We start from the raw sequence: 20,432 nt of genomic DNA on the forward strand, positions 1-20,432 counted from the left end.
GACCTCGACGGGGACGGACTCGCCCGTCAGCATCGAGGCGTCCACGGCGGACGAGCCCTCGACCACCGTCCCGTCCGTCGCGATCTTCTCCCCGGGACGGACCAGGAAACGGTCCCCGACCTGCAACGCCGCGGTCGGGATCGTCGTCTCGACGCCGTCGCGCAGGACCGTGACCTCCTTCGCCCCCAGCTCCATCAGCGCCTTCAGCGCCGCCCCGGCCTTCCGCTTCGAACGGGCCTCGAAGTAGCGCCCGGCGAGGATGAACGCCGTCACCCCGGCCGCTGCCTCCAGGTAGATGTTCGCGGCGCCGTCGCTGCGGGCGATGGTCAGCTCGAAGGGGTGCGTCATCCCGACCATGCCCGCGGTCCCGAAGAACAGCGCCCACAACGACCACAGGAACGCCGCCGACGTGCCGACGGAGATCAGCGTGTCCATCGTCGCCGCGCCGTGCTTCGCGTTGGTCCAGGCGGCACGGTGGAACGGCCAGGCGGCGTAGGTGACGACCGGTGCGGCCAGCGTCAGGGAGAGCCACTGCCAGTAGTCGAACTGGAGCGCCGGCACCATCGCCATCGCGATCACCGGGACGGCGAGGAGGACGGCGGTGACCAGGCGCTGGCGCAGGGTGGTGAGCCCGTCGTCCGCGCTCTCCACGCTCCCCGCCTCGGGGCCGGCCGCGCCCGCCGTGCCCGTACCGTTGCCCCCGGGGGATGCGGTGGAGGCGGGTGGAGCGGGCGGCCGGGCGGTGTACCCGGTGGCCTCGACGGTCGCGATCAGGTCGTCGACGGACACGTCGGCGCCCTGGTAGGTGACCTTCGCCTTCTCGGTGGCGTAGTTCACGGTGGCCTCGACGCCGTCCATCCGGTTGAGCTTCTTCTCGATCCGGGCCGCGCACGAGGCGCAGGTCATCCCGCCGATCGCGAGCTCGACCGCGGCGGTGCCGGCGTCGGAGCCGGCGGCGGTGGTGGCGGTGGTGGCGGAATGCACGGACACGGGGTCCTCCCTGAAGCCGTCCGGATACCCCTAGGGGGTATCTGTTTCTCTCCCCATGTATACCCCCCTCCCCTATGAAGTGCAAGGTGTGGCCGAAGGGGCGCGCCACTCGTCTGCGGGGCCGGGTCGCGCGTCGCCGCGTCTGTGGGTTGAGATGGAGGGCTGCGCTGTCCGTCTACCGACCCGTAGGCTGACCATTGGACTAGACCTATAGCTGTGTATCGGAGGAATGGGGACCCATGAGCAACCGTGCAGTCCTGGAGGTGATCGCTCTCGACGCGGAGGACGCGGTCGCCGCCCAGGCCGGTGGTGCAGACCGCCTCGAACTGGTCACCGACATGGCCGCCGACGGTCTGACCCCGTCGCGGGAGACCTTCGCGGCGATCAGGTCCGCCGTGGACATCCCGCTGCGCGTGATGCTCAGGGTGGCGGACGGCTTCGCCGTCGGTGACGTCGATGTACTCGTCGGCAAGGCCCACGAGATGCGGGAGGCGGGGGCCGAGGAGTTCGTGCTCGGTTTCCTCGACGAGGAGGGCCACGCCGACCTCGTCGCCGTCGAGCGGCTCGTCGCCGAGCTGGACGGCTGCCGGTGGACGTTCCACCGGGCGATCGACCGGGCCGCCGACCGCGACGCCGTGCGCAAGCAGCTCGCCGACCTGCCCGGTCTCGACACGTTCCTCACGGCGGGTTCGCCGGACGGGGTGGACGCCGGCATCCCGACGCTCCTGGCCGAGGCGGCGCGCACCGGCGAGCCGGGATACGTGGCGCAGGTCCTGGTCGGCGGCGGCCTCCACCTGCACCACCTGCCCCGGCTGCTGGCCGCGGGGATCGACGCGTTCCACATCGGCGGTGCGGCCCGGCCCCGGGGCTGGTCGGCCCCGGTGGACGCGGCAGCCGTACGGGAGTGGCGCGAGGCGCTGGACGCCTGACACCGACGGCGGGCGGGCTCCGGGAGCCGGAGCCGAGGGAGGGGCGGGAGCCACCGAGGTTCCCGCCCCACCGCACGCCCTTACCGCTCCAGCGCCTCCGGCAACGGCGCCGCGTGCACCACGGTCAGCCCCGACACCGCACGGGTCAGCGCCACGTACAGCCGCCGCAGCCCGGTCCGCTCGTCCGGCTCGCCGTCGACCACGGCCGCCGGTTCGTCGAGCACCACGTAGTCGTACTCCAGGCCCTTGGCGAGCGACGCCGGCACCAGCGTCAGCCGGGACGCGGCGGTCGTCTCCTCACCGGGGGAGAGGTACGCGTGGCCCGCCGCCGTCAGTGCCGCGCCCAGCGCCGGGATCCGGGCGTCGGCGGCGATCAGCCCGATCGACCCCTCGTGGCGCAACGACTCCTCGCAGGCGGAGACGACGGCGGAATCCAGCACCTCCGTGGCGGGCACCTCCCGTACGACCAGCGAGCCGGGCGACTCACGCACCGACTCCACCGCCGCGAGCCCCGGCGAGATCGCGGGCAGCAGCCGGGAGGCGTACGCGATGACCTCGCGCGGCACACGGAAGCCGGCCGTCAGCTCCTCCACCACCGCGTCCGCCTTGCCCAGGTGGAACAGGGCCTCGCTCCAGCTCTCCGTGGACCACGGGGTCGTCCCCTGCGCGAGGTCCCCGAGGACGGTGGCCGAACCGGTCGAGCACCGCCGCCCCACCGCCCGGTACTGCATGGGGGAGAGGTCCTGCGCCTCGTCGAGCACGACATGGCCGAGCGAGTGCGTACGGGCGATCAGGTCACTCGCCTCGTCGATCAGCACGGCGTCCGCCGCCGACCACTTCGCGGACCTCACACTGCGGGCGGGCTTCGCCCACAGGAGCCGCTTCCGCTCGTCCTCGCTCAGCAGGCCCTCCGCGTGCGCGGCCAGGAACTCCGCGTCGGAGAGCAGCCGCAGCACCAGCTTCGCCGGGTCCACGGCGGGCCAGATCGCCTTGACGGCGGCCTTCACGGCAGGGTTGCGGGCGACCGCGTTCTGCACCCGGTCGTCGGGCGCCTCCCCGGCCTCCTCCATCCGTACGAGGACGGCGTGCGCGATCCGCCGCGGCAGCGCCTCGTGCGCGGCCCCGTACCGCATGTCGCGGGCCAGCAGCTCGTCGACCATCTCCTGGATCTCGTACGCGGGCACCCGCCAGCGCCGGGACCCGCGCACCACGACGACGGACTCGGTGGGGGCGGTCACATGGGAGCGGATGGCCCGCCGCAGCACCTCGGCCATGCGGGCGTCGCCCTTGACGACGGCGGTGGCCGCCTCGTCCTCGCCCCGGACCTCGACGCCGCTGCGCACCAGGTCGTCGACGGTGGCCTGCTTCACCTCCAGCTCGCCGAGGGCGGGGAGGACCTGCTCGATGTACTGCAGGAAGGAACGGTTCGGCCCGATGACGAGGGTTCCGGTGCGGGCGAGCCGCTCGCGGTGCGCGTACAGGAGATACGCGACGCGGTGCAGGCCGACGGCGGTCTTTCCGGTGCCGGGCCCGCCCTGCACGCAGACGGTCCCGCCGAGGCCGCTCCGTACGATCTCGTCCTGCTCCGGCTGGATGGTGGCGACGATGTCGCGCATCGGGCCGACGCGCGGCCGCTCGATCTCCGCCTGGAGCAGCCGGCTGGTCTGCTCGGCCTCGGGGCCGTCCGCGCCCGGGTCGGTGAGGTGCTCGTCCTCGTACGCGGTCAGTTCGCCGCTCGTGTAGCCGAAGCGGCGGCGGAGCCCGACGTCCTGGGGGTTCTTCCGGGACGCCTGGTAGTACGGCTGGGAGACCGGCGCACGCCAGTCGATGACCATGGGGTCCCCGGCGGCGTCGTGGACGTGCCGGCGCCCGATGTAGAACCGCTCGCCCGCCGCGCCCTCGGCCAGCTCGCCGCCGACGGCGTGCAGATAGTCGAGGCGGCCGAAGAACAGCGGGGTGTGGGAGAGGTCGGCGAGCGCCTTGATGCGGTCGTCGATCTGGGCCTGGAGCACGGCGGCGTTGACCCAGTTCGCGGTGACATCGCGGATGTCGAGGGCCTGGACGTCCTCACGCATGCCGCGGAGGGCGGCGCGGGACGCGGCGAGATGGGCACGCTCGCGCGCCAGGGGGTCGAGGGTGGAATCGCTCTCTGCTACGTGCGCGGGCACGGTGTTGCCTCCGGCTCTTCAACGCAGGACGGCGGACCGCACGCCGATGCCGGCCGGAGCCGGGGCGGGGCGGTCCGCTCGGAAGGTTGGTTCGCGTGGGTGTCGACCGGTTTCCGTCCGGTCGGCGGCGCTCCCCCGGCTGCCGGCAGCGAAAGGCCGGTACCACGGTGCGGGAGGCGGGCAGACCGGCGATTGTAGCCACAGCGGGCGGCACGGTCGAAACGGAATACGGGCTCCGCCGGAGCCGGTGATGCAAGGGGTACCCGTAGGGGATGCGGGAACCGGGCATGGCACCGCAGGGTTACTCGCCCGCTCACCGGGTTCCGTCTGCGGACCGACGCGCCCGAACGGGTGACGGGAGCACCATGGACACATGAGCACAGCCACCCTGAACCCACGCAGGACCGGCCCCGCGCACGGCGCGACCGCGGCCACCGGTCACCACCGACCCCACCGCGTCGGCGACGCGGTACGCGCCGTGAAGGTGTTCGTGACCACGGCGTTCGGCGTCGTCGTCCTGGGGGAGTACGCGGAAGAGGCGGGCGTCGTCGGCCGGCGCAGCTGAACGCCCGCCCCTTCCGGAGACGTCAGTTGCCGGCGAGCAGCTCGTCCGCGTCGACGATGCGGTACGCGTACCCCTGCTCGGCCAGGAACCGCTGGCGGTGCGCCGCGAAGTCCTGGTCGATGGTGTCGCGGGCGACGACCGAGTAGAACCGGGCCTCGTGCCCGTCGGCCTTCGGCCGCAGGACGCGGCCCAGCCGCTGGGCCTCCTCCTGACGTGACCCGAAGGTCCCGGAGACCTGGATGGCGACGGTCGCCTCGGGCAGGTCGATGGAGAAGTTGGCGACCTTGGAGACGACCAGGACGCTGATCTCGCCCTGGCGGAACGCCTCGAAGAGCTTCTCGCGCTGGGCGTTGCTGGTCTCGCCCTTGATCACGGGGGCGTCCAGGTGCTCACCGAGCTCGTCGAGCTGGTCGATGTACTGGCCGATGACGAGGGTCTGCTCGCCCTGGTGCTTGCGCACCAGCGCCTCGGTCACCTTCCGCTTGGTCGCGGTGGTGGCGCAGAACCGGTACTTCTCCTCCGCCTCGGCGGTCGCGTACGCGAGCCGCTCGGCGTCGGTGAGGTTGACCCGGACCTCGACGCAGTCGGCGGGCGCGATGTAGCCCTGCGCCTCGATCTCCTTCCACGGGGCGTCGAACCGCTTGGGCCCGATGAGCGAGAAGACGTCGGACTCCCGCCCGTCCTCCCGCACCAGCGTCGCGGTGAGACCGAGCCGCCGCCGGGCCTGGAGGTCGGCGGTGAACTTGAAGACGGGCGCGGGCAGCAGGTGGACCTCGTCGTAGACGACGAGCCCCCAGTCACGGGAGTCGAAGAGCTCCAGGTGCGGGTACACGCCCTTCCGCCGGGTGGTCAGCACCTGGTAGGTGGCGATGGTGACCGGCCGGATCTCCTTCTTCGTCCCGCTGTACTCGCCGATCTCCTCCTCGGTCAGCGAGGTCCGCTTCACCAGCTCGTGCTTCCACTGCCGGGCGGAGACGGTGTTGGTGACGAGGATCAGGGTGGTCGCCTTGGCCTCGGCCATGGCACCGGCCCCGACGAGGGTCTTCCCCGCCCCGCAAGGCAGTACGACGACGCCGGACCCGCCGTGCCAGAACCCCTCGACGGCCTGCTTCTGGTACGGCCGCAGCGCCCAGCCGTCCTCGGCCAGCTCGATCGGGTGGGCCTCGCCGTCGACGTACCCCGCGAGGTCTTCGGCGGGCCACCCCAGCTTGAGCAGGGTCTGCTTGACCTGCCCGCGCTCGGAGGGGTGCACGGCCACGGTGTCCGGGTCGATCCGCGCCCCGACCAGCGGCTGCACCTTCTTCGACCGGAGGATCTCCTCCAGCACGGGCCGGTCGGTGCTGGTGAGCACGAGCCCGTGCACGGGGTGCTTGGACAGGGTGAGCCGCCCGTACCGCGCCATCGTCTCGGCGATGTCGACCAGGAGCGCGTGCGGCACGGGGTAGCGGGAGTACTCGACCAGGGCGTCGACGACCTGCTCGGCGTCGTGCCCGGCGGCGCGGGCGTTCCACAGCCCGAGCGGGGTGACCCGGTACGTGTGGATGTGCTCGGGCGCACGCTCCAGCTCCGCGAACGGTGCGATGGCACGACGGCAGGCGTCCGCCAGGTCGTGGTCGACTTCGAGGAGCAGCGTCTTGTCGCTCTGGACGATGAGGGGTCCGGTCACGCGCTTCGGCCCTTTCTGCGGGGTGCGGCCACGGATGCGGCCAAACGTCCAGTGTGCCGCATCGGGGGGCGGGGCGGGGTGGGCGTGTATGGAGGCCGGAACCGGAGGGTGGCAGGGAGGCCGGATGTGGCCAGGGGCGGTGGACCGGTGGCTGGTACAAAGAGGTGGCGTGCCGGCAGGGTGCCGGTACGGGGGAGGTCACGCGTGTCCCAGCCGTACGACGAGCAGCCGCCGACGCCATCGGGGGCCCAGCCGCCGCAGCCCTTCGACGCACCACCGCCTCCGCCGCTGCCCCCGCAGCCGGGGTACGGCCCGCCGCAGCCCGGACAGCCGCAGCCCGGCCCCGGAAGCGGACAGCAGCCGGGTCCCGGAAGCGGACAGCAGCCGGTCGCCGGGAACCCGTACGCGCAGCCGGTCCAGGACGCGCCCCCGCAAGGGTACGGATACGGCGCGCAGCCCACGCCGTACGGGAGCGGCCAGGCGCCCCACGACCCGTACGGGAGCGGCCAGGCGCAACACGATCCGTACGGGAGCGGCCAGGCGCAACACGATCCGTACGGGAGCGGACAGGCGTACGGGAGCGGTCAACCGCCCCACGGCCCGTACGGGACCCCCGGGGCCGGGGGTTTTCCGCCGCCGCAGCCGGGTCCGCCCGCGCCGCGGAAGAGGACGGCGCTCGTCGCGGTCGCCGCTGTGCTGGCCGTGGCGGTGATCGGCGGCGGGGTCTGGTTCGCCGTGGGCCGGGGGAGCGACAGCGGCAGCGACGACGCCAAGTCACCGACGAACGTGGGGACCCCGAGCGCCTCCGGGGCCGACGGGAGCACCGGGGAGAGCCCGGAGGTGACGGATCCGACGACGGACCCGGCCGGTGAACCGTCCGCCTCGCCGCCCGCACGCTCGGACAACCCGTTCGTACCCCAGCCCACCGGTACCGGTCTCCAGGCGGTGTGGAAGATGCCGGACTCCACGATGCTCGGGCTCGGCGAGGCATACACCGACGAGCCCACGAGGATCAACGCGATCTTCAGCATCCGCGACGGGTTGGAGTGCAAGGGCCGCTGGCAGGAGGACGAGAGCGGCGACTTCCTGGAGATGGCTCTGCTGTGCGAGGAGGACGGCGTCCGGGTCAAGAGCAAGGACCGGGTCGGCAACCTGCGGCAGAACGGCGACACGTTGACCGTCACCTGGAAGAAGGGCGCCACGGGGACGGACACCTTCGAGCGGTTCTCGGACATGGATCCCGCCTGACGATCGCGCCGGGTCCGGGTCCGGGTCCGGGTCCAGATCCGGGACCTGGGGCCGCCCAACCCTCAGGTCCCGCGCCGCTGCGGCCCGAAGCGCACCGGTACGCCCGGCGAGTAGAGCACGCTCACCGGATCCCCGACCGGCGCGGGCAGCCCACCGGAGGCCACCAGGTCCTCGTCGCACTCGACCAGCTCCGCCCGGTGCAGGGGCCACCGGGGATGGACGTTGGGCAGATAGGCGGTCCGCCCGAAGAACGAGCTGTGCAGGGCCCAGCGGGCGGTCAGGAAGTGCTCCAGGGGTGTGGGTTCGTCGATCACGTCCCCCGTGCGCAGCACGATCCTGCTCCGCGCACCGCGTGGACCGGGCCACCGTCGGGTGCTCGTGTACGTGAGGGTGTCGCCGGAGCGCCCGATGTCCATCCGGGACCACACGTACGGCAGCCGGAACGCGGCCCGCGCCACGACGACCGGAATCAGGCGCGAGGCGTCGAGGGACCGGAAGACGACGCCGCGCCGACCGCGTTCGTCCACCGAGTACAGCCGGACGTTGGTCTCGGGGAACGTACCCAGGTAAGGAATCCCCGGCAGCCCGAGCCCGCTCACCCGCTGCATCCGGAACGCCACGAGCCCCACGTAGGTCGCCCCGTCGAAGGTGTCCGGCACGGTGCCGCGCGGCAACAGCGGTGCCACGTCCGCCGGATCGACGGCCCAGTGCAGGAACGCCAGATCCAGCCAGGACTGCGTGAGCAGCGGAGGCATCGGCGCGGGGGGCGGCGCGGGCGACACGGGTTCGGGGGCGCGACGGGCGATGGACATGTCCGCAGCATCGCAGACGGGTACGAGGGCTGGGCCGGAACGATGAAGTGCTCGCGAGTTCGAGCCTCAGCCCTCAAAGGCCGGTCACGGCCCTCGGTGAGGTGGCGCAGGCGGAGGGCTGGGTGTGGTGCGAGGGCAGCGCCTCCAGTTCGGCCGGCGCGACGAACCGCACCTCTGTGCTCTCCCCGGAGACGGCCGGCCGCGCCTGTCCACCATCCACATGCGTGGCGAGGCCGTCCTCAGTGGTCGAACGGGGACCGATGACAACCGATGACATCCACCTGCTCCGCGCGCTCTCACCTGGACCGGCGGCCGGCCTGGCACCGTTCTCGCTCGCCACGTCTCGGGAGCCGTTGTGCTCTCAGGCACTGGCCGCAGGGGCTGTGAACCGCACCTCGATGCCCTGATAGAACTGGTGTCCAAGGTGACACCGTCTCGATGCATACCACGGGGGCAGCAACGATGGGATTCGATGAGGAATGGGCCCAACTGCGCGGCGAGGCGGCCGCACGTCAAGACGACCGCATGCGCCTGAACCAACTGTCCCCGGCAGGCGGCGGGGGCGGCGGGTCTGACTTCGGTACGGACTCGACGCAGAAGAGGGCGGCTTCCGGCAAGCTGGCCGGCGAGGTCAGGACCCAGACCGAGAACGCGGGAAAGAAGAGCGACGAGGAGACGGCCGTCGCGATCACCGCCTTCGGGCAGGGGCAGTAGGACATGGGGCTCACGTACAAGAAGATCATGACGACCAGCTACGGCAAGCTCACCGCTGCTGCCAAGGCCTGGGACGACATGGCCGCCGAATTCAAGAAGGCGGAGTCGGCCTACGCGGCCGCCACGGCTACCACGTCGGAGGCGGTCTGATCACCGGGATCCCCATCATCGGCGATATCGCGCAGCGCTCGGTCGACATCGGTGCCAACCAGTGGCTCACCGCGGTCACGAGTGAGAACGGAATGGTGGCGCGGGAAGACCGGTCGACACGAAACGCCGTAGCCATGGACGCACTCGATGCCTTCTTCGACAACTGGCACCAGGAGCAGCCGGGCGCAGCGTCCAATGCCGTGACGGAGGTCGCCAAGAGCGAGGCCCAGCAGAGCTATGCCGCTGGCCGCGGCATCACCATCGACGCGCTCAAGCCGAAGGTCTAGAACAGGAATCCGGCCTGGAAGCAGGATCAAGGCATGAAGAACAAGAAGGCGATCGCCGCCGTCGCGAGCGGCACGGGCCTGTCGGTCCTCGCCGGGCTGTTCCTGTGGTGGGACACGAACGTGTTCGCCGCCACGGAACTGTGCGCGGGAAAGCTGACCGGCGAGCAGGCCGAGTCGCTCCTCGACACCCGGGGCCGTATCTCGGACGTGACGGAAGGCATCAGCGACGACGTGTCGTTCCGCTGCACGGTGAGCCGCACCAGCAGGATCACGGCGGCCGAGGAGCTGGAGATGGTGATGAACACCGCCGTCCACCCACCGGATTTCCCGTTCAGCACGTACACCTGGGACAACTCCTCAAGCAGGTCCTTCCTGTCGGGGGAAGTCACCGGGGCCGTCTCCGGGAGCCGCGGCTGGGTCATGCTGCCCGAAAAGTGCAGGTACAAGGTCCGCGGGGTTCTGGACGGCGGCGTGAAGTTGGCCCCGGTACCCGACAACGCTCAGGTCGTCGAGGTGGAACTGAAAAGGGGAGTCGTGGATCCCCAGAAGCTCACGAGCATGCTCGTGGACGCCGCGCAGAAGGTCGCCGCCGCTGCCGGGTGCACCAACGACACCCCGTTGCAGACCCCCAAGGTGCAGCCGCCCACGAGCCCGGAGGCGATCACGGCCGATTCGATGTGCGGGATCCCCGGACTCCATCTGCCGGGCAGCGCCGTGGCCAAGGGCGATGCCAAGCTCGAAGTGCAGCGCACCAGCGGAGCACCCTCGGACTCCTGGGCCTGCGACCTCTACCAGTCCGGCGGTCAGGACGAACCCCAGTTGTCGTTCGGTTCCAGCTTCGACCCGAACATCGTCAACGAACGTCTCAAGAAAAGCGTCGGTTTCGAGGACCTGCCGGACGGCACGGGTGTGGTGGACGGAAACAGCCGGGCCATCCTGAAGTGCGGAGGCAAGGAGCTCTACCTCGGCGTGCGCTGGGACCATCGCTACCTGAAACCGTTGAACCGCTCGGATCCGTCGGACTCGGCCCCCCGAGACGTTTTCCAGGCCTTCCTCGACGCCACCGGAAAGCAACACGGCTGCCCCTCCGTGAAGCTCCCGTCCGACTGACCGGTCCCCATGGCCGCCCGAGGCCGTTCCCACGTCACTCACAGGCCGGGAAACGCCCTCCTACTGGAGGGCTCCACCACACACGACCGCACACCGAACACGGCACGACGGCAGCTCAACGGTGAGGCCCTGGGCCGGGCGGGGCCCCTGGACGGATGTGGAGCGGCCGGTGGCTCTGCTGAACGCAGCTCGACACAGGTGAGGCCGGGGCGCCCCGCGCCTACCCCTTCCCCTCGTCCGCCAGCTCCGCCACCCCCGTGATCCGGTGCAGCGGGTACGTACGGACCTCGTCGGCCGTGTGGTCGTACGCCGTGACGAAGCCGCCCTCCACGCGGACCGGGGCGATCACCCGCTGGCTGGCCGCGCCGTCCGCGTTGACGTAGCCGATCCAGACGGCCGAGCCCGTCATCGCGGCCGCCTGGACCGTGGCCAGGGTCTCGGCGGGAGTGGTGCGGGGGAGGGAGCCGGAAGGAGTGGTGGTGGACGACGCGTCCTCGGACGTTTCCTTGCGGACCACCGTGGCGGCCGTGTCGCCCGCGCGGATGGCCCGTACCGCGGCTCCGAGCAGCGTGGCGTCCGGGACCGGCGGGCCCTCGGGGACCGGGGCGGGAGGGGTGCGGGGCGGGGTGCGGCGGGCGCCGGCGCGGGTGATCAGGACGTCGCCCTCGGCGGATTCGGCGGCGGGTGCGTAGCCCATGTCGCGCAGGGCCTCGAGGAGGGAGCCGGGGTCGGACTGGGAGGCCAGGACCGTGGGGGCCAGGCGGCGGAGGCGGAGGCCCGTCGAGCGGCGGTCGGCCAGGATCTCGTTGAGGACCGCCTCGTCGTCGCAGCGTACGTACGCGGACGCCGAACCGATCCGCAGGTGACCGTGGCGGCGGGCCACGTCGTCGATCAGATAGCTCAGCGGCTGCGGCACCGGCGTACGGCTGTGCGCGGCCAGGAACGCGTGCAGGTCGGCCGCCGCCTGCCCGGCGTCCAGGGCGCGGCGCACCGAACCGGGCGTGAAGCGGTACACCGTCGCCCCGCCCTTGGACTCCACGTCGGCCAGGACCGAGAGGGTTTCCGCGAGCGGGCGTTCCAGCGGGCCGGGCGCCACCGCCGTCAGGTCGGCCTGGAGCAGGACGTGGTCCAGTGGTTCGGGAATGAGCGGTGCGAGGCGGGCTGCCGCCGCGGCCGGGCCCTCGTCCAATAGGGCGCGGGCCTGTGAGGAGAGCGCGCCCCGGCCCGTGATGCCCAGCAGCTCCGCCTCGTTGAGCGTCCACAGGGCGAGGCGGGAGCGGAGGTCCGTCCCCTCCGTCGAGGCCGAGCCCGGACCGGTGGCCGCAGGGGTCGTTCCGCCGCGCAGCGGGCGCTCCCAGCGCAGCCGTCGCAGCAGCGTCTCGGCGTCCGGGGCGGTGCCCGGCGGGAGTTCGGCGAAAAGGGCCAGGACCCGGCGGCGTACGTCGGGGGCGGCCGAGCGGTCCAGCTCCGGGCCGAGCGCGGACAGGGCCCGGCCCTTGGCGTCCTGGCCGCCGATCAGGCCCGGGGTCCGGGTGGCGGCGAGCCAGGCGGTGGCGAGGTGCGTCCAGCGGTCCTCGGCGGACAGGTCGAGCCACTCGTCGGACGCGGGCGTCGGCGCGTACCGTTCGTCGCTCTCGCCGTCGGTGGCCAGCAGGCCCGCACCGTAGGCCAGTTCGATCCAGAAGGCGGCGACGGTCTCCGACACGTCCAGGGCGTTCGCGGCGCGTTTCAGCTCTCGTACGCTCAGCCCGCCCGCGCGCAGGATCGCGGGGCCGCCGCCGTTCCAGAGCTTCAGCAGCTCCTCGACCGTGGACAGCGCGGTGAACGCCTGGCCCGCCGCCGCTCCGTCCACAGCCTGTGGATCGCGTGCGGCGGCCGCCGCGACGGCCGGGGGGACCGGTTCCGGTACGCGGTGCGCGCGCCCGGCGCGCAGGTGGAGGGCCGCCTCGCGCGGCAGGACCACCGTGCGGGTGGAGACCGGCAGCAGCAGGCCCCGGTCGCGCAGCCACTTCACGGGGGGAGTGGGGTTGGGTGTGACCTCCCCGTACGGCGGGCCCCACACCAGGCGGTCCAGGACCGACAGGGCCTCCACGGGGGCGGTGTCCAGCAGCTCCGCCATCCGCGTGCGGTCCGTGAAGAGGGCCGAGAGCGCCGCCACGGCCGAGACCGGGTCGTGCGTGGCGGGCAGCCCGGTCGCCGCCAGGATCTCCTGGATCCGGCCCGGCGACATGCCCGCAGTCGCCTCGGCGACCGTGGGGCCCAGGCCCGTGGGGGAGGGGTGCTGCGGGGACGGGGCGAGCAGTTCGCGGGCGGTGCGCACCAGCCGCAGCCGGTCGTCCCCGCCCCAGACGATGGCCTGTTCGCGCAGCGTCGCCAGAGCACCCGGCAGGGCGGCGGTGATCGCCGCGTCCGCGTCGTCGCGCTGTTCGCCGTCGTCGAGCCCGTCGCCGGTGAGCAGGGAGAGCAGGGTGTCGTACGGGGCCGGGTCCGGGGCCACCGCCAGCGCCTCGGCGGTCTGCAGCGCGAACCGGTCCAGGTGCTCCAGCGCGCGGACGACGGACGCCCGGGTGCCGGCCCGGGTGGCGAGCTGGGTGATGTCGTTCGGCACCGGGGTGAGGAGGTCGGGGCGGGCACGCAGCAGCCCGGCCAGCGATTCGTCGCCCCGGGCGCGCAGGGCTTCGGCGAGCGTGCGCGGTGGTGTGGTCGTCCCCATCCGTCCCACGGTAGCCGCTGGAGCGCTACCGTCGGGGCAGGGCCGGTAGAGGGGATGCACCGCGTGGGGATCGAGAGCGACCAGCTCGTCTACGACTACCTGAGCCGGGTCGGCGACCTGGCCCAGCAGCAACAGCTGTCGTCGGGCGCCCGGATGCGCCTGGTTTCGACGCTCCGGGGCGAGATCGACCGGCAGCGCGGCACGGCGGGCGCGGACTCCCCGGCGACCGTGCGGCGCATCATCGGCAGGCTGGGCAGCCCGGACGAACTGGTCGCCGCAGCCGCGGAGTCGGCCGACGGCACGGTCCCGCCGCCGTCCGCCCGGACCGGGGCGGGGACCGGCGAGCAGCAGCGGCGATCCCTGCCCCGGCCCCGGAGCGGACTCCTCCGCAAAGAGCCCAGGGAGCCGAAGGAGCCCGAGGCCCGGCCGGGCGGGGACCGGGAGGGCACGGCCCTCGGGAAGCCGAAAGCCGGTTTCGGGCGGGGCGCGTCGCGCCGCGGTCCCGAGGACGCACCTCAGAGCCGTACGGACACCGCCGACGCCGCCGACCCTGCCGCCGTACCCCGCCCCGGACCCGCCCCCGACGACGATGTTCCGGTCCACGCCTGGCCCGACCCCTCCGCCCCGCACATGCTCGGCCAGGACCAGCAGGGCGACGCGGGCGACGCGACCGACTGGTGGCGCCTGGAGCCGGGCCCCTTCGACGAGGGGACCGCCATTCCCGGGTTCTTCGGCGGCATCGAGGCCCCGGAACTGCTCGGGAGGCGGCCCAGGCCCATCGAGAAGGACGAGAAGGAAGGGGAGCACGGGGAGGGCGAGGAGGGCGAGGCCGCCACCGGGGACGCCGCCGGGACCGCCCGCCGCCGCCGAGCCCTGCGCCTCGTGAAGCTCCGCCGCCGCAAGGCCGCAGTGGTCGCCGAGCCCGAAGCCGTCGCCCCCGGCCCCGGCCCCCGCGGCGGCTTCGCGCACCCGCTGCTGCTCCTGGCCGCCGTCCTGCTCGTCGCGGGCGTGGTCACCGGCTCCTGGCTGCCGCTGGCGGGCGGCTGGCTGATCGCGTACAGCTCGCGCACCCTCTCCCGTACGGAGGCGAAGTGGGCGGCGCTCGGCCTGCCGGGCGTGGTGGCGGCCGGGGCCCTCGTGTGGGTGTGGGGGCGGATGGAGGGGCGCTGGGGCGAGCCGATCCGCGAGGGTGCGATGCGGGACGTCCTGCTGGAGGCCTGGCCGGTGGTCGTCCGCGTCGCCGCCGTCGCCTCCGCGCTCTACCTGGTGTGGCGGGCGCGGAGGCGTACGGGGTGAGGGCAGGGCCCTGCTTCCCCGGGCCTGCTTCCCCGGGCCTGCTTCCCCGGGCCCTGCTTCCCCGGGCCCTGTCTCCCCGGGCCTGCTTTCCCGGGTCCTACTTCAGCAGGGTCCTGTGGAGTTCGCCGAGGATCTTGTCGGCCGCCGTGTAGCCGATGCCCTGGATCCACAGCTGGTCGTCGACCGCGAAGACCTTGCCGTTCCTCACCGCGTCCATGTTCTTCCACAGGCCGCTGCCGGTGGTCTCCGTCTCCTTGGACTTCTTCGGGTCGCCGTACGTCGAGTGGAAGACCACGTCCGCGTCCGCGAGGTCGATCTTCTCCGGGCTGACGTCGTAGGAGAAGCCGTCCTTGGCCTTGTCCGTGATGGCCGGGCGGCCCAGGCCCACGTCGGCCAGGATTGGCGCGGCGGCCCGCACGGGCGCTGACGCTGACATGTGAACCCATCGGGACGGACACGGAACATGAGGGAAGGCCGGGCACCGGGCCGGGCCCGATAAGGCTTGGCTAAGTGCGCGCCTCAGTCCAGGCGGCGGCATTTCGGACCCGACGGCGGCTTCGGGGCCGCCACCGGGGCCTCCTCCGGCCGGTCGGCACAATGGCGGGCATGACGACCACGGCCCAGCACCCCGTTCAGCACCCGCGCCGCCACCCCCTGACGGTCGGCTTCGACCTCGACATGACGCTCGTCGACTCCCGCCCCGGCATCGCCGCGGCCTTCCGGGTCCTGTCCGCCGAGAAGGGCGTGCCGATCGACGTGGACCTGGTGGTCAGCCGCCTCGGCCCGCCGCTGGAGACGGAGCTGGCGCACTGGTTCCCGGCCGACGAGGTGCCCGCCGCCGCCGCCCGCTACCGGGAGCTCTACCCCGGCCACGCGATAGCCCCGAGCACGGCCCTCGCCGGGGCACGGGAGTCGGTGGCCGCGGTGCGGGCGCTCGGCGGCCGGGCGATCGTCGTCACGGCGAAGTACGCGGCGCACGCGAAGCTGCACCTGACCCGCCTCGGGATCGAGCCGGACACGGTGGTCGGCGGGCTGTGGGCGGAGGCCAAGGGCGAGGCCCTGCGCGAGCACGGTGCGCAGGTGTACGTCGGCGACCACACCGGCGACGTGCGCGGGGCGCGGGTGGCCGGTGCGCTGTCGGTCGCGGTGACGACAGGCCCGTGCGACGCGACGGAGCTGCGGACGGCGGGCGCGGGCGTGGTGCTGGAGGACCTGACGGGCTTCCCGGTCTGGCTGGCGGCCTTCGAGGCGGACCGGGCGACGGGTACGGCGTAGGCGGGAGCGGCCGTCAGGCGCGGTTCGCGGCCCGTTTCGGCGAGTTCACCCAGGCCGAACGGACGACGCCCGCCCCGGCGATCAGGAACCCGACGCCCATCAGCATGCAGACGGCGTACGCGACCGGAGGGAACGGGTCCGTACCCAGGAACAGTGGGGCGACCGTGACCAGTGTGGCCAGCGCGCCGACGAAAAAGACGATCGCGCCGACCTGAACGAGCCGGTCGCCTGCGCCTGAAGGAGTAGTACTCACGCGACCAGGGTAGTTCCCAGCCCGGAGGAACTCTCCGGCGACGTCTTGTCACCGGCCGTAGGGCCACTAGCCTGGGACCGGGCGGGTCACGGTGACCCGCTGTACTGCTATCCGGAGCCGTATCCCGGCTCTTCCGCACACCGACGAGTACGAGGACGAGGACAGACGTGCCCACCGGCAAAGTCAAGTGGTTCAACAGCGAGAAGGGCTTCGGCTTTCTCTCCCGCGACGACGGCGGCGACGTCTTCGTCCACTCGTCGGTACTGCCTGCCGGAGTCGACGCACTCAAGCCCGGCCAGCGCGTGGAATTCGGCGTGGTCGCGGGCCAGCGCGGCGACCAGGCCCTTTCCGTGGTGGTCCTCGACCCCACCCCGTCCGTCGCGGCCGCCCAGCGCCGCAAGCCGGACGAGCTGGCGTCGATCGTGCAGGACCTGACGACGGTCCTGGAGAACATCACGCCGCAGCTGGAGCGGGGCCGCTACCCCGACAAGGCCGCCGGCGCGAAGATCGCGGGCCTGCTGAGGGCGGTCGCCGACCAGCTCGACGTCTGACCCGGCCGTTCGGGGAGGCTAGGGCGTGTTTCGAAAGTCCCGCCTGCTCGGCGACGCCTGGCACGCACGCTCGCCGCGTTGTCGGGATCACCCCGATACATCCGGTATCGGGGCGACCCTCCGCCTTGCGATCGCAGCCGTCCTCGCCGAGGTCGGCGGTGAACTCGTTCACGTACAGGCCGATGTGCTGGTCCGCGACGGCCGGGTCCATCTCCTGGGCGTGCTCCTGGACGTACGGCCGGGAGACCTCCGGGTGGTCCCAGGCCAGCCGGACCGAGCTGCGGATCGTGTCGGCCAGGCGTCGCAGGGTCTCCTCGCCGAGGGAGCGCTTGGCGATGATCGCGCCGAGGGGGATCGGGAGGCCCGTGGTGTCCTCCCAGTGGCGGCCCATGTCGGCGAGGTTGTGCAGGCCGAAGTTCCGGTACGTGAAGCGGGCCTCGTGGATGACCAGGCCGGCGTCGACCTTGCCGTCCCGTACGGCGGGCATGATCTCGTCGAACGGCATCACGACGACCTCGCCGACGCCGCCCGGGACCAGCTCCGCCGCCCAGAGCCGGAACAGCAGGTACGCCGTCGAGCGCTCGCTCGGCACGGCGACGGTGCGGCCGGTCAGGTCGAGGCCTGGTTCCCTGGTGAGGACCAGCGGCCCGCAGCCCCGGCCCAGCGCCCCGCCGCACGGCAGCAGCGCGTAGTCGTCGAGGACCCACGGCAGAACGGCGTAGGACACCTTCAGGACGTCCAGTTCACCCCGCTCGGCCATGCCGTTGGTGATGTCGATGTCGGCGAAGGTCACGTCCAACGCGGGCGCGCCGGGGACCCTGCCGTGCGCCCAGGCGTCGAAGACGAAGGTGTCGTTGGGGCAGGGCGAGAAGGCGATCTCGATCGGGCCCGGGTTCGCTTCAGTGGTCATGCCGGTTCCAGCCTTCCAGTACGGGGGCCGTCTTCCCGAACGCGTCGGTGAGCGCCGCCAGCGCGTCGCCGATGCGCCAGGCGTCCCGGTCGCGGGGGCCGACGGCGTTGGAGACGGCCCGCAGTTCCAGCACGGGCACACCGGCCCGGGCGGCGGCCTCCGCGACCCCGAAACCCTCCATCGCCTCGGCCAGCGCCCCCGGGTGCGCGGCGAGCAGGCCGGCGGCGCGTTCGGCGGTCCCGGTCACGGTGGAGACGGTGAGGACGGGGCCGGCGGCGGCGCCCGCGGCGGCCGCCACGTCCCGGACGAGCGCGGGCGGCGGGGTGAAGCGGTCCCGGCCGAAGCCGAGCGCGGTGACGGGCAGGAAACCGTCGCGGGTCTCGGCGCCCAGGTCGGCGGCGACGATGCCGCTCGCCACGACCAGCGAGCCGAGCGGGGTCAGCGGGGTGAACGCGCCGCCGATGCCGGCCGAGACGACGAGACCGTACGGGCCGGAGGCCGGTGCGCCCGGCGGGCGTGATTCGGACGCGAGGGCGAAGGCGGTGGCCGCGGCGGCGGCGGCCGGGCCCGCGCCGCCCGCCAGGACGTCGAACGCCCCGCAGCGGTGCACCTCGGCCCCCGGCAGCGCCACGGACTCCGGGGCGCCCCCGAACGCACGCGTGACCGCGTCCCGTTCCACCGGGACAGCGGTCACGACCAGCACACGCACGGGTACAGCCTCAGGGTCGAGGACGGGGGAGGGAGCGAGGGGCGCTCTTCGGGCGGCGGGTCAGTCCTTCTTGAACTCGAACTGCCAGATGCCCGTGAGCTTCTTGCCCTTGGTCTCCACGATGGAGACGTTCGTCTTCTCGGCCGGCTTGCCCGTCTGGCTGGCGAAGAAGGCGTTGCCGGGGATCGTCCGGTAGGTCTTCTCGAACGGCTCCTGCTCGGCCTGCTGGCCGTTGATGAAGAGCGTCCAGCCGTTCTCGGCGATCTCGGGGTCGACGCCGAAGCGGACCTGCTCGTCCATGGAGACCTTGATGGTCTTGTCGGCCTTCTTGTTGAGGCAGCCCTGGATCAGGGACTCCTTGATCGCATCGCCGTCGTTGTAGCAGGCGGCCTCGGTGTTCACCGAGTCACTGCCGACCGTCACGGTGGCGAGCGGCGTCGGCTTGTCGCAGGCGGACAGGACAAGGAGTCCCGCGGACACGGCACCAAGAGCGACGCCGAATCGACGGCCCTTACCGGAGAAGAACGCAACGGTCATGGGCCGAAGGCTATCGGTCGCCTCCGCTCATGCCACGCGGGGGTGCGGCGTGCCGCGCCGCGCGGCCCCCAGGAGGCCCCGTACGGACGTGGCCGCGCCGAGCGCGAGAATGCCCGCGGCGACCGACATGCCGAGCGCCGCGTTGAGCGGCAGGGCGATGCCGATGCCGCCGCCGACCACCCACGCCATCTGGAGCAACGTCTCGGACCGGGCGAACGCGGAGGTGCGGACCTCCTCGGGCACGTCCCGCTGGATCATCGCGTCGAGCGACAGCTTGGAGAGGGCCTGGGTGAAGCCGGCGACCGCGCCCAGCGCGGCGACCAGCACGGTGGAGAAGAACACCGCGGCGAGCACCGCCATGCTCAGCGCGAGCCCGAGCACCGTCGCGATGATCACCTCGGGCCCGCGCGCCCGGAGCCAGGACCCCACTGCCGTACCGCAGGCGTTGCCGACGCCCGCCGCCACGCCGACGATGCCGAGCGAGACCGCCGCGCTCTGCCCGGCCAGCGGGTGCTCGCGCAGCAGGAACGCCAGGAAGAAGATGAGGAAGCCGGAGAGGGCCCGGTGCGCGGCGTTGGCCTGGAGCCCGTGCAGGACGGACGGGCCGACGGACCGCAGGCCCGGTGGCCGCTCCTTGGCCGGTTTCCCCCCGTTGCCGCGCCTGCGGAGGTCGGCCCGGGTGCTGCCGTTGCCGGCGGCGGGGCGCGGGACGTCCTCCTCGTGGTGCGGGACGATCAGCCGCGCCCGGCGCTCCCCCTTCGCGGAGTCGACCTTGTGCGGCAGGGTGAAGGCCAGGAAGGTGCCCGCGACGAAGATCGCGCAGGCGCCGTAGAGCGGCCAGGCGGAGCCGACGGTCTGGAGGCCGGCCCCGATCGGGGCCGCCACGCCGGTGGCCAGCAGCCCGGCCAGGGTGACCCGGGAATTGGCCTTCACCAGGGAGAAGTTCGGTGGCAGCAGGCGTGGCACGACGGCGCTGCGCACCACGCCGTACGCCTTCGAGGAGACCAGGACGCCCAGTGCGGCCGGATACAGCTCCAGACCCCCCGTGGCGACAGCGCCCGACATGGTGATCGCCAGCAGCGCACGGGCCAGCATCGCGCCCGCCATCGCGGCGCGGCGGCCGTGCGGCAGGCGGTCCAGGAGCGGGCCGATCACCGGGGCGAGCAGGGTGAAGGGGGCCATGGTGATGGCGAGGTAGAGGGCCACCCGGCCCCGTGCCTCGTCCGTCGGCACCGAGAAGAAGACCGTGGAGGCGAGCGCGACCGTGATCATGACGTCGCCCGCGCCGTTCACCGCGTGCAGCTCGATGAGTTTGCCGAGGCCGGATTCCCCCGCGCCGTGGGCGTGCGTCGCCTTGCGGATACCGCGCGCCGCGCCGGTGAACGGGGCGCGCAGGGCATGGCCCGTCGCCCGTCCCACCCTGCGGAGCGGGCCGGGACCGTCGTGCGACCTGGCGGCAGTCACCCCGTCATAGTGCCCCAACCCTGGCCGGTATGAACGGGGATCGGCCGCGGACGCGCGTGTGACGCCCTGTCGGACGAGCGCGCCG

General features: G+C 72.8%; 21 protein-coding genes and 2 pseudogenes. 10 read left to right on the forward strand and 13 right to left on the reverse strand.

Annotation, left to right across the window (positions count from 1 at the left end; genetic code table 11):
• A partial coding sequence (locus IG90_RS0116610; protein ID WP_030584350.1) for a heavy metal translocating P-type ATPase occupies nucleotides 1–990 on the reverse strand: 990 nt, incomplete at its 3' end.
• Between the two features lie 239 nt (nucleotides 991–1,229).
• Here IG90_RS0116610 and IG90_RS0116615 point away from each other — a divergent pair.
• Complete coding sequence (locus IG90_RS0116615) at nucleotides 1,230–1,919, forward strand: copper homeostasis protein CutC (RefSeq protein ID WP_030584353.1); 690 nt, start codon at nucleotides 1,230–1,232, stop codon at nucleotides 1,917–1,919.
• 80 nt (nucleotides 1,920–1,999) lie between these two features.
• Here the strand turns inward: IG90_RS0116615 and IG90_RS0116620 are convergent, their stop codons facing one another.
• Complete coding sequence (locus tag IG90_RS0116620; protein WP_030584356.1) at nucleotides 2,000–4,087, reverse strand: HelD family protein; 2,088 nt, start codon at nucleotides 4,085–4,087, stop codon at nucleotides 2,000–2,002.
• Between the two features lie 373 nt (nucleotides 4,088–4,460).
• On the opposite strand from IG90_RS0116620, the gene IG90_RS0116625 reads away from it, so the two are divergent.
• A complete protein-coding gene (locus IG90_RS0116625; protein WP_030584359.1) occupies nucleotides 4,461–4,652 on the forward strand; it encodes a hypothetical protein in 192 nt (63 codons plus the stop codon).
• A gap of 22 nt (nucleotides 4,653–4,674) precedes the next feature.
• On the opposite strand, the gene IG90_RS0116630 is transcribed toward IG90_RS0116625, so the two are convergent.
• A complete protein-coding gene (locus IG90_RS0116630; RefSeq protein WP_030584363.1) occupies nucleotides 4,675–6,318 on the reverse strand; it encodes a DNA repair helicase XPB in 1,644 nt (547 codons plus the stop codon).
• Between the two features lie 198 nt (nucleotides 6,319–6,516).
• The gene (locus tag IG90_RS45880) at nucleotides 6,517–6,915 is read right to left on the reverse strand and encodes a hypothetical protein (protein WP_233435988.1); all 399 of its coding nucleotides are present in this window, start codon (nucleotides 6,913–6,915) and stop codon (nucleotides 6,517–6,519) included.
• Nucleotides 6,916–7,011: 96 nt separating this feature from the next.
• Here IG90_RS45880 and IG90_RS45885 point away from each other — a divergent pair, with 96 nt between their 5' ends.
• The gene (locus IG90_RS45885) at nucleotides 7,012–7,566 is read left to right on the forward strand and encodes a hypothetical protein (protein ID WP_078585278.1); all 555 of its coding nucleotides are present in this window, start codon (nucleotides 7,012–7,014) and stop codon (nucleotides 7,564–7,566) included.
• Between the two features lie 62 nt (nucleotides 7,567–7,628).
• Here the strand turns inward: IG90_RS45885 and IG90_RS0116640 are convergent, their stop codons facing one another.
• Both IG90_RS0116640 and IG90_RS47095 read right to left on the reverse strand, forming a co-directional pair.
• Nucleotides 7,629–8,378: a YqjF family protein gene (locus tag IG90_RS0116640; protein ID WP_030584369.1), complete on the reverse strand. Its 750-nt coding sequence runs from the start codon at nucleotides 8,376–8,378 to the stop codon at nucleotides 7,629–7,631.
• Nucleotides 8,379–8,451: 73 nt separating this feature from the next.
• Nucleotides 8,452–8,655 carry a hypothetical protein gene (locus tag IG90_RS47095; RefSeq protein WP_030584372.1) on the reverse strand — a complete coding sequence of 68 codons (204 nt, stop codon included), beginning with the start codon at nucleotides 8,653–8,655 and terminating at the stop codon, nucleotides 8,452–8,454.
• Nucleotides 8,656–8,840: 185 nt separating this feature from the next.
• On the opposite strand from IG90_RS47095, the gene IG90_RS0116650 reads away from it, so the two are divergent.
• From IG90_RS0116650 to IG90_RS0116665, 4 genes are all read left to right on the forward strand, one after another.
• On the forward strand, nucleotides 8,841–9,092 hold the full coding sequence (locus IG90_RS0116650; RefSeq protein ID WP_033894290.1) for a hypothetical protein: 252 nt from the start codon (nucleotides 8,841–8,843) through the stop codon (nucleotides 9,090–9,092).
• Between the two features lie 3 nt (nucleotides 9,093–9,095).
• Nucleotides 9,096–9,242 (forward strand): hypothetical protein, encoded by a 147-nt coding sequence (locus tag IG90_RS44310; RefSeq protein WP_157846314.1) that lies wholly within the window; start codon nucleotides 9,096–9,098, stop codon nucleotides 9,240–9,242.
• A gap of 134 nt (nucleotides 9,243–9,376) precedes the next feature.
• Nucleotides 9,377–9,529, forward strand: a complete 153-nt coding sequence (locus tag IG90_RS44315; protein WP_157846315.1) for a hypothetical protein — start codon at nucleotides 9,377–9,379, stop codon at nucleotides 9,527–9,529.
• A 33-nt stretch (nucleotides 9,530–9,562) separates the two neighbouring features.
• Nucleotides 9,563–10,639, forward strand: a complete 1,077-nt coding sequence (locus IG90_RS0116665) for a hypothetical protein (protein WP_030584377.1) — start codon at nucleotides 9,563–9,565, stop codon at nucleotides 10,637–10,639.
• Between the two features lie 220 nt (nucleotides 10,640–10,859).
• On the opposite strand, the gene IG90_RS0116670 is transcribed toward IG90_RS0116665, so the two are convergent.
• The gene (locus IG90_RS0116670) at nucleotides 10,860–13,352 is read right to left on the reverse strand and encodes a helicase C-terminal domain-containing protein (protein ID WP_030584380.1); all 2,493 of its coding nucleotides are present in this window, start codon (nucleotides 13,350–13,352) and stop codon (nucleotides 10,860–10,862) included.
• Between the two features lie 54 nt (nucleotides 13,353–13,406).
• Here IG90_RS0116670 and IG90_RS0116675 point away from each other — a divergent pair, with 54 nt between their 5' ends.
• Nucleotides 13,407–14,648: a hypothetical protein gene (locus tag IG90_RS0116675; protein ID WP_030584384.1), complete on the forward strand. Its 1,242-nt coding sequence runs from the start codon at nucleotides 13,407–13,409 to the stop codon at nucleotides 14,646–14,648.
• Nucleotides 14,649–14,745: 97 nt separating this feature from the next.
• Here IG90_RS0116675 and IG90_RS0116680 read toward each other — a convergent pair.
• Nucleotides 14,746–15,048 (reverse strand): annotated as a pseudogene (locus IG90_RS0116680) (iron-siderophore ABC transporter substrate-binding protein); the annotation flags it as partial.
• Nucleotides 15,049–15,254: 206 nt separating this feature from the next.
• Between IG90_RS0116680 and IG90_RS0116685 the strand changes: the two are divergent.
• The gene (locus tag IG90_RS0116685) at nucleotides 15,255–15,923 is read left to right on the forward strand and encodes an HAD family hydrolase (protein ID WP_030584390.1); all 669 of its coding nucleotides are present in this window, start codon (nucleotides 15,255–15,257) and stop codon (nucleotides 15,921–15,923) included.
• Nucleotides 15,924–15,936: 13 nt separating this feature from the next.
• Here the strand turns inward: IG90_RS0116685 and IG90_RS0116690 are convergent, their stop codons facing one another.
• Complete coding sequence (locus tag IG90_RS0116690; protein ID WP_030584392.1) at nucleotides 15,937–16,176, reverse strand: hypothetical protein; 240 nt, start codon at nucleotides 16,174–16,176, stop codon at nucleotides 15,937–15,939.
• 167 nt (nucleotides 16,177–16,343) lie between these two features.
• On the opposite strand from IG90_RS0116690, the gene IG90_RS46675 reads away from it, so the two are divergent.
• Nucleotides 16,344–16,727, forward strand: coding sequence for a cold-shock protein (locus IG90_RS46675; protein ID WP_006126557.1), 384 nt, complete (start codon nucleotides 16,344–16,346; stop codon nucleotides 16,725–16,727).
• Nucleotides 16,728–16,863: 136 nt separating this feature from the next.
• Here the strand turns inward: IG90_RS46675 and IG90_RS0116700 are convergent.
• The 4 genes and pseudogenes from IG90_RS0116700 to IG90_RS0116715 all read right to left on the reverse strand — a co-directional run.
• Nucleotides 16,864–17,637, reverse strand: a pseudogene (locus IG90_RS0116700) (1,4-dihydroxy-6-naphtoate synthase); the annotation flags it as partial.
• Entirely contained in the window at nucleotides 17,627–18,346 is a 720-nt protein-coding gene (locus IG90_RS0116705) for a futalosine hydrolase (protein ID WP_030584400.1), read from the reverse strand. The gene IG90_RS0116705 and the pseudogene IG90_RS0116700, both read right to left, overlap by 11 nt.
• Before the next feature lie 60 nt (nucleotides 18,347–18,406).
• The gene (locus IG90_RS0116710; RefSeq protein WP_030584403.1) at nucleotides 18,407–18,883 is read right to left on the reverse strand and encodes a hypothetical protein; all 477 of its coding nucleotides are present in this window, start codon (nucleotides 18,881–18,883) and stop codon (nucleotides 18,407–18,409) included.
• Nucleotides 18,884–18,910: 27 nt separating this feature from the next.
• Nucleotides 18,911–20,347: an MFS transporter gene (locus IG90_RS0116715; protein ID WP_030584406.1), complete on the reverse strand. Its 1,437-nt coding sequence runs from the start codon at nucleotides 20,345–20,347 to the stop codon at nucleotides 18,911–18,913.
• Between the last annotated feature and the right edge of the window lie 85 nt (nucleotides 20,348–20,432).

Origin of the sequence: Streptomyces anulatus, from assembly GCF_000721175.1 — a bacterium.
GTDB lineage: Bacteria > Actinomycetota > Actinomycetes > Streptomycetales > Streptomycetaceae > Streptomyces > Streptomyces anulatus_C.

Excerpts from the sequence above, each read along its gene's own strand:
- IG90_RS0116615 (WP_030584353.1), top strand. The coding sequence starts at position 1,230 with ATGAGCAACCGTGCAGTCCTGGAGGTGATCGCTCTCGACGCGGAGGAC.
- IG90_RS0116625 (WP_030584359.1), top strand. The coding sequence starts at position 4,461 with ATGAGCACAGCCACCCTGAACCCACGCAGGACCGGCCCCGCGCACGGC.
- IG90_RS0116640 (WP_030584369.1), bottom strand. The coding sequence starts at position 8,378 with ATGTCCATCGCCCGTCGCGCCCCCGAACCCGTGTCGCCCGCGCCGCCC.
- IG90_RS47095 (WP_030584372.1), bottom strand. The coding sequence starts at position 8,655 with ATGTCATCGGTTGTCATCGGTCCCCGTTCGACCACTGAGGACGGCCTC.
- IG90_RS0116650 (WP_033894290.1), top strand. The coding sequence starts at position 8,841 with ATGGGATTCGATGAGGAATGGGCCCAACTGCGCGGCGAGGCGGCCGCA.
- IG90_RS44310 (WP_157846314.1), top strand. The coding sequence starts at position 9,096 with ATGGGGCTCACGTACAAGAAGATCATGACGACCAGCTACGGCAAGCTC.
- IG90_RS44315 (WP_157846315.1), top strand. The coding sequence starts at position 9,377 with ATGGACGCACTCGATGCCTTCTTCGACAACTGGCACCAGGAGCAGCCG.
- IG90_RS0116665 (WP_030584377.1), top strand. The coding sequence starts at position 9,563 with ATGAAGAACAAGAAGGCGATCGCCGCCGTCGCGAGCGGCACGGGCCTG.
- IG90_RS0116670 (WP_030584380.1), bottom strand. The coding sequence starts at position 13,352 with ATGGGGACGACCACACCACCGCGCACGCTCGCCGAAGCCCTGCGCGCC.
- IG90_RS0116675 (WP_030584384.1), top strand. The coding sequence starts at position 13,407 with ATGCACCGCGTGGGGATCGAGAGCGACCAGCTCGTCTACGACTACCTG.
- IG90_RS0116685 (WP_030584390.1), top strand. The coding sequence starts at position 15,255 with ATGACGACCACGGCCCAGCACCCCGTTCAGCACCCGCGCCGCCACCCC.
- IG90_RS0116710 (WP_030584403.1), bottom strand. The coding sequence starts at position 18,883 with ATGACCGTTGCGTTCTTCTCCGGTAAGGGCCGTCGATTCGGCGTCGCT.